The following is a 5,807-nucleotide window of genomic DNA, read 5'->3' as shown; positions in this document are numbered from 1 at the left end:
GTTAGCTCGTTTCGGTAACTGCCTTCGGCCCATTGCATCTGCACGGAGAGACGCTGCAGCACTGCGCCCAGCTTGGCCGCCAGCAGCGTGTTGAACGGCATATAGATGCGATGGCGACGAACGAGAGGACGGCGCTGCCATAACTGCCGAGGAATTCCAGCCCGGTCACGTCGGTTGACGTCTCGATCAGTTTGCTGCCGACGAAGCCGAGGGATAGCAGGACCCCTGCGATACCCATGGCCAATCCTATGGCGCCGCCGGTCATACCTTTGATCGATTCCTGGATTCGCTGGTCGATATTGTCCGGTGCAGGAACGGACAATCCGGCAGCATCGGATCCGATCTGTTGAAGGTGGAAAACCACACGCTCGCCTTGGCGGACAAGGCGGTGAGAACGACGATCGCTATGGTGTGCCCCCAGGCCTCGCGCCACCGTTCGGAAAACCAGTATGCGCGCATCAGTCCCCAGAAACCGCGCATCGAGGCAACCGGACTTGAAGACGACTGCCTGCCATTGCCATCGCCCGAGCGCTCGTTTGTGAACATGTCCTGCGGGCCATCTTGTTGCGGCATTAAGACTTCACCTCTCCGATTGCGTCATGGCTTCTCGCGAAGGGGTATGAGCTGAATTCATCCGTCAGGCCCTTATTCAGTCTCGCGCCAAGACTAAAGGACTGCCAGGCCAAACAGCGCGCGTGCTTTCCATCACCTTTATCGTCGGAGGTGATTGTCGCAATCCACATCACCGATGCTGCTACAGTGCAACCAATGGTCGGGAGCGCCCCGACGAACACATTCTACCATGAGACCGTCTCGGGCCTTGACCTGCATCAAGTGCGAAACTGCGCAACAGGTTTAGTCTAATCCTATGGTGAGAGCGCATGCCGTCACTTACGACGTGGCAAACGCCTTCGTACTTCGTGAGGTTCGTTCCTCAGTCGGGACCCAGCTCGATATCTGCACTGTCTTTTCAGAGAAGGAATACGAGCATGAGCATTCAAACCGTGGACGTGGTGCGTGTACAAGGTCCTGCTGTCTCTACAAAACTCGGTCTGCTGCCTTTGGTAGCGCTGGTCGTCGGCTCCATGATCGGGGGTGGCGTGTTCAGCCTGCCTCAAAACATCGCCAAGGGCGCTTCACCTGCCGCTGTCATGATCGGATGGCTGATTACAGGTGTCGGGATGTTGGCGCTCGCTTTCGTCTACCAGGGTCTTTCGAGGCGAAAGCCGGCACTTGATGCCGGTCCCTATGCTTATGCGCGGGCCGGCTTCGGGGATTTCGTCGGCTTCAATAGTGCTTGGGGTTATTGGCTCAGTGCCTGGATCGGCAACGTATCCTATGTCGTGCTGATCTTCGGGGCGTTGAGCTACTTCTATCCTGCCTTCGGAGCGGAGGGGAACTCGGTGCAGGCGATCGTCGGTGCGTCGGTTCTGCTCTGGGCTACGCATGCGCTGATCCTGATGGGCATTCGGCAGGCTGCCATCATCAACGTATTGACTACCACCGCTAAACTGGCACCGATCCTTCTTCTCATCGTGCTGGTGACAGTGGCCTTTCGTCTGCAGACTTTCGCGATTGACCTCTGGGGGACAGAGACGCCGGAACTCGGCAGCATCCTGACACAGGTGAAAAGCACGATGCTGGTGACACTCTGGGTCTTCATCGGTATCGAAGGAGCCAGCGTCTATTCAGGTCGCGCCGACAAACGCGCTGATATCGGGCGTGCGACCATCATCGGCTTCGTGATCGCCCTTTGCGCCTATCTCGCCGTCTCTCTCTTGTCCTTCGGAGTATTGACCCAGCCTGAACTCGCGGGTCTACCGGCTGCGGCCTCCATGGCAAACGTTATCGAGCAGGTCGCAGGCCCCTGGGCCTCGGTCGCTGTGCGGATCGGCCTCGTTGTTTCCGTCGCCGGCGCGTTCTTGAGCTGGACCCTCTTTGCAGCAGAAATCCCCTATCGTGCGGCGAAGGAAGGGATCCTTCCCGAGGTCTTTGCCATCGAAAACGGGAAAGGCTCACCATCCGGTGCGCTCTGGATCACCAACCTGCTTGTTCAGGCATTTCTGGTCGTAACCTTCTTCGCGAATTCGACCTATCTTGCCCTCTTCTACATCGCATCGACGGCAATCCTGGTGCCTTACGTGCTTTCGGGAGCGTACGCTCTCAAGCTCGCTATGCGCGGTGAAGGATACCGCCCAGGGGAGGGACGCGGACGCGATTTGTTCACGGGGGCCGTCGCCACGGTCTACGGTTGCTGGCTGATCTATGCGGCCGGTCCGCCATACCTCCTGATGTGCGCCATCCTCTATGTGCTGGGCATTCCCGTCTACTGGTGGGCAAAGGGTAAGCAGACACGTGAAGCGTTCTCCGGCCTGGAGGCTCTCCTCGCCGCAGGAATTGTCCTGGCGGCTGCTGCTGCCGGATACCTGATGTGGGCAGGCGCGATCAGTGCCCTCTAGCGCGTTGTTCTAACGCAATTCCGAAGGCGAGACCGCAAACCACTGTCGCTGGAACTGCTCTAACGGCCATTGGCCGAGGAAGACGACCATGAACAATTCCCTCCCACTCGGCGTCCATTCCGAGACTGGCATCTTGCGCCAGGTACTGGTCTGCCGCCCCGGTCTCGCCCATCGGCGCCTCACGCCTTCCAATCGGGAGGAGTTGCTGTTCGACGATGTCTTCTGGGTCAAGCAGGCGCAAAAGGACCATGATGTCTTTACCACCTTAATGCGCGAGCAGGGGATCGAGGTACTCGACGTCAACACCTTACTGGCTGAAGCGCTCGATGTCCCGGAAGCCCGAGCCTTTGTGCTGGATCATCGGATTGTGCCCGATCAGGTGGGCACGGGAATGACTGCCGAACTGCGCACCTGGATGCAGGAACTGTCTGGCTTGAGGTTAGCTGAGTTCCTTCTGGGTGGACTGGCGGTGGACGATCTCCCGTTCAAGCCGGCGGGGCTGTTCGGCAGCTATCTAGGCCATCATGGCTTCATTCTGCCGCCGCTGCCGAACGCCCTGTTCACCCGCGATAACTCGGCCTGGATCTATGGGGGCGTCGCGATCAATCCGATGTACTGGCCAGCCCGACGTCCGGAAACACTGTTGACCACGGCCATCTACAGATTCCATCCGAAGTTCGCCGGCAAGGTCACGGTCCACTGGGGTGGTCCGACTGAGGAGCATGGACTTGCAACGCTTGAGGGCGGCGATGTGATGCCGGTCGGAAACCGCACGGTTCTCGTCGGCATGGGTGAAAGGTCTTCCCCGCAAGGGATTGGACAACTCGCCCAAGCGCTGTTTGCCAGGGGAGTTGTCGATCGCGTGCTTGCCTTTCGAATTCCAAAGTCGCGGGCGGCCATGCATCTCGACACTATCTTCACGCTCTGCGGTGGCGATGTCGTCACCACCTTCAAGGAGGTCGCCGACGAACTCGTCTGCTACGACATCCGACCTGGCGACGGTAAAAATCCCTTGTCCTTCCGCCATGATCCCCGCCCGATCTTCGACATCGTCGCTGAGGTTCTCGGCTATGGAAAACTCCAGATTGTGCCCACGGGTGGCACGACGGAGGAAGAGCGCGCCCGCGAGCAATGGAACGATGGCAACAATGTTCTGGCGCTCAGGCCTGGCGTCGTCGTCGGCTATGACCGCAACGACGACACCAATGCTGCGCTGAAATCCGCCGGCATCGAGGTCCTCACCATCCCCGGCGCAGAACTCAGCCGGGGGCGCGGCGGCGGTCATTGCATGAGCTGCCCGACGATTCGTGATGCGATCTGATTTCAAGGAGCACGTTCATGGCCTTCAACCTGAAAAATCGCAGCCTGCTGACGTTGCGCGACTACACGCCGCGTGAAATCGCCTTCCTGATCAAGCTTGCCGCAGACCTCAAGACGGCGAAATACGCCGGGACCGAGGTCCCGAGACTACAGGGCAAGGACATAGCCCTGATCTTCGAGAAAGATTCGACCCGAACTCGGGTAGGCTTCGAGGTCGCGGCATATGACCAGGGTGCACGCGTTACCTATCTCGGGCCGACGGGCAGCCATATCGGACACAAGGAATCGGTCAAGGACACAGCCCGCGTTCTCGGCCGGATCTATGATGCCATTGAATATCGGGGTTTCGGACAAGCGATCGTCGAGGAACTCGCCAGATATTCCGGCGTGCCGGTCTATAATGGCCTGACGAACGAATTCCACCCCACCCAGATTCTCGCGGACTTCCTGACAATGCAGGAATACTCCGAGAAACCCCTACATCAGGTGGCCTTCGTCTTCATTGGCGATGCCGCCAACAACATGGGCGACAGCTTGCTGATCGGAGGCGCGAAGATGGGCATGGACGTTCGGCTTTGCGCGCCGAAAGCTTGCTGGCCTTCCGCGGAAATCCGCGAGGAGGCGACCAGCATTGCTGCAGAAACCGGTGCCCGGATCATGGTCACGGAGGATATTGGACGGGGCGTCGCAAATGTCGATTTCGTCTACACCGATGTCTGGGTATCCATGGGCGAAGCAAAAGAGAAATGGGCAGAGCGGATCAAGCTTCTCACACCCTATCAGGTCAGCGCTGGCCTGATGGAACGCACGGGAAATCCGCGGGCGCGCTTCATGCATTGCCTGCCGGCCTTTCACAACACGGCCACAACCGTCGGCACTGAGATCCACGAAGAGTTCGGCCTGGATGCGATGGAGGTCACCGAAGAGGTTTTCGAGAGCCCGGCCTCGATCGTCTTCGATCAGGCGGAAAACCGCCTACATACGATCAAGGCGGTTCTCGTCGCAACGCTGGGGGCATGAGAGATGCTCGTCGTGGCAGCGCTCGGCGGCAACGCCCTCCTGCGACGCGGTGAGGCTCTGACCGCCGAAGCGCAACGCACAAACGTTCAGATCGCAGCTAAGTCTCTTGCTGCGATCATTCGGGCCGGCCACAGGCTGGTGGTTACCCATGGCAACGGTCCGCAGGTCGGCCTGCTCGCCCTGCAAGGAGCTGCCTACAAGCCGAATGATGCCTATCCGCTTGATGTCCTCGGTGCAGAAACCGAAGGCATGATCGGATACATGATCGAGCAGGAGCTGGAAAATGAGCTGCAGCATTCCCAACCCGTGGTCACAGTCCTGACCCAGGTGGTTGTCGATCCCAAGGACCCGGCTTTCGAGAAGCCCAGCAAATTTGTGGGCCTGGTCTACGAAAAGATTGAAGCCGAGAACCGCGCCAAGGCGGGAGGGTGGTCGATCGCCAGAGACGGAGACCGGTGGCGTCGGGTCGTCCCATCGCCACGGCCGGTCGAAATCCCCGATTGGAAGGTGCTGAAGCTCCTGCTCGATCAGGGCGTGATCGTTGTCTGCGCGGGGGGCGGTGGAATTCCTGTCGTACGACGCGCCGATGGCAGCCTCGTCGGCATCGAGGCCGTCATCGACAAGGATGCGGCCAGCGCGCTGCTTGCCCGGCAGCTCCATGCCGATGCCTTACTCTTGCTGACCGATGTTGAGGCGGTGTTTCAAGGCTATGGTGAGACAGATGCCGTCGCGCTTTCAAGACTTACACCGGAGAAAGCCCGCGATTTGGGGGCACCGGCAGGCTCAATGGGCCCAAAGCTTGCCGCCGCTGCTGATTTTGCCGAAACCGGTGGCTTTGTTAGTATTGGCCGTCTGGACGATGCCATAGCGATCTTGGAAGCGCGCGCCGGTACCAGGATCGCGAAGGACGAATGATGTCGCCAAAGCAACCAGGCAGGGCGTGGAGGACGTACCGGGTAGCCCGCCAAAAGGACCAGCCGTCTTCAGCCCGTAACCTTATCGCCCCCC

The 5,807-nt window shown here is 59.5% G+C and carries 4 protein-coding genes and 1 pseudogene; 4 read left to right on the top strand and 1 reads right to left on the bottom strand.

Translation table 11 applies throughout. The features are described 5' to 3' along the window. Window positions 1-480 (bottom strand): annotated as a pseudogene (locus PDO_RS28995) (ABC transporter ATP-binding protein/permease); the annotation flags it as partial. A 509-nt stretch (window positions 481-989) separates the two neighbouring features. Between PDO_RS28995 and PDO_RS08950 the strand changes: the two are divergent. From PDO_RS08950 to arcC, 4 genes are all read left to right on the top strand, one after another. Further along, the gene (locus PDO_RS08950; RefSeq protein ID WP_007600605.1) at window positions 990-2,459 is read left to right on the top strand and encodes a basic amino acid/polyamine antiporter; all 1,470 of its coding nucleotides are present in this window, start codon (window positions 990-992) and stop codon (window positions 2,457-2,459) included. An 88-nt stretch (window positions 2,460-2,547) separates the two neighbouring features. Next, window positions 2,548-3,780, top strand: coding sequence for an arginine deiminase (locus PDO_RS08945; RefSeq protein WP_007600604.1), 1,233 nt, complete (start codon window positions 2,548-2,550; stop codon window positions 3,778-3,780). 17 nt (window positions 3,781-3,797) lie between these two features. Next, the gene (gene argF / locus PDO_RS08940) at window positions 3,798-4,799 is read left to right on the top strand and encodes an ornithine carbamoyltransferase (protein ID WP_007600603.1); all 1,002 of its coding nucleotides are present in this window, start codon (window positions 3,798-3,800) and stop codon (window positions 4,797-4,799) included. Between the two features lie 3 nt (window positions 4,800-4,802). After that, window positions 4,803-5,714 (top strand): carbamate kinase, encoded by a 912-nt coding sequence (gene arcC / locus PDO_RS08935; RefSeq protein ID WP_007600602.1) that lies wholly within the window; start codon window positions 4,803-4,805, stop codon window positions 5,712-5,714. Window positions 5,715-5,807: the final 93 nt, after the last annotated feature.

The organism is Rhizobium sp. PDO1-076, assembly GCF_000247475.1.
Lineage (GTDB): Bacteria > Pseudomonadota > Alphaproteobacteria > Rhizobiales > Rhizobiaceae > Allorhizobium.
Note: the sequence above shows the minus strand (reverse complement) of the source record. Positions and strands in the feature narration are given on the sequence as shown.

What these genes read in the sequence shown, in the direction of transcription:
- PDO_RS08950 (WP_007600605.1), top strand. Translation starts at nt 990, where the DNA reads ATGAGCATTCAAACCGTGGACGTGGTGCGTGTACAAGGTCCTGCTGTC.
- PDO_RS08945 (WP_007600604.1), top strand. Translation starts at nt 2,548, where the DNA reads ATGAACAATTCCCTCCCACTCGGCGTCCATTCCGAGACTGGCATCTTG.
- argF (WP_007600603.1), top strand. Translation starts at nt 3,798, where the DNA reads ATGGCCTTCAACCTGAAAAATCGCAGCCTGCTGACGTTGCGCGACTAC.
- arcC (WP_007600602.1), top strand. Translation starts at nt 4,803, where the DNA reads ATGCTCGTCGTGGCAGCGCTCGGCGGCAACGCCCTCCTGCGACGCGGT.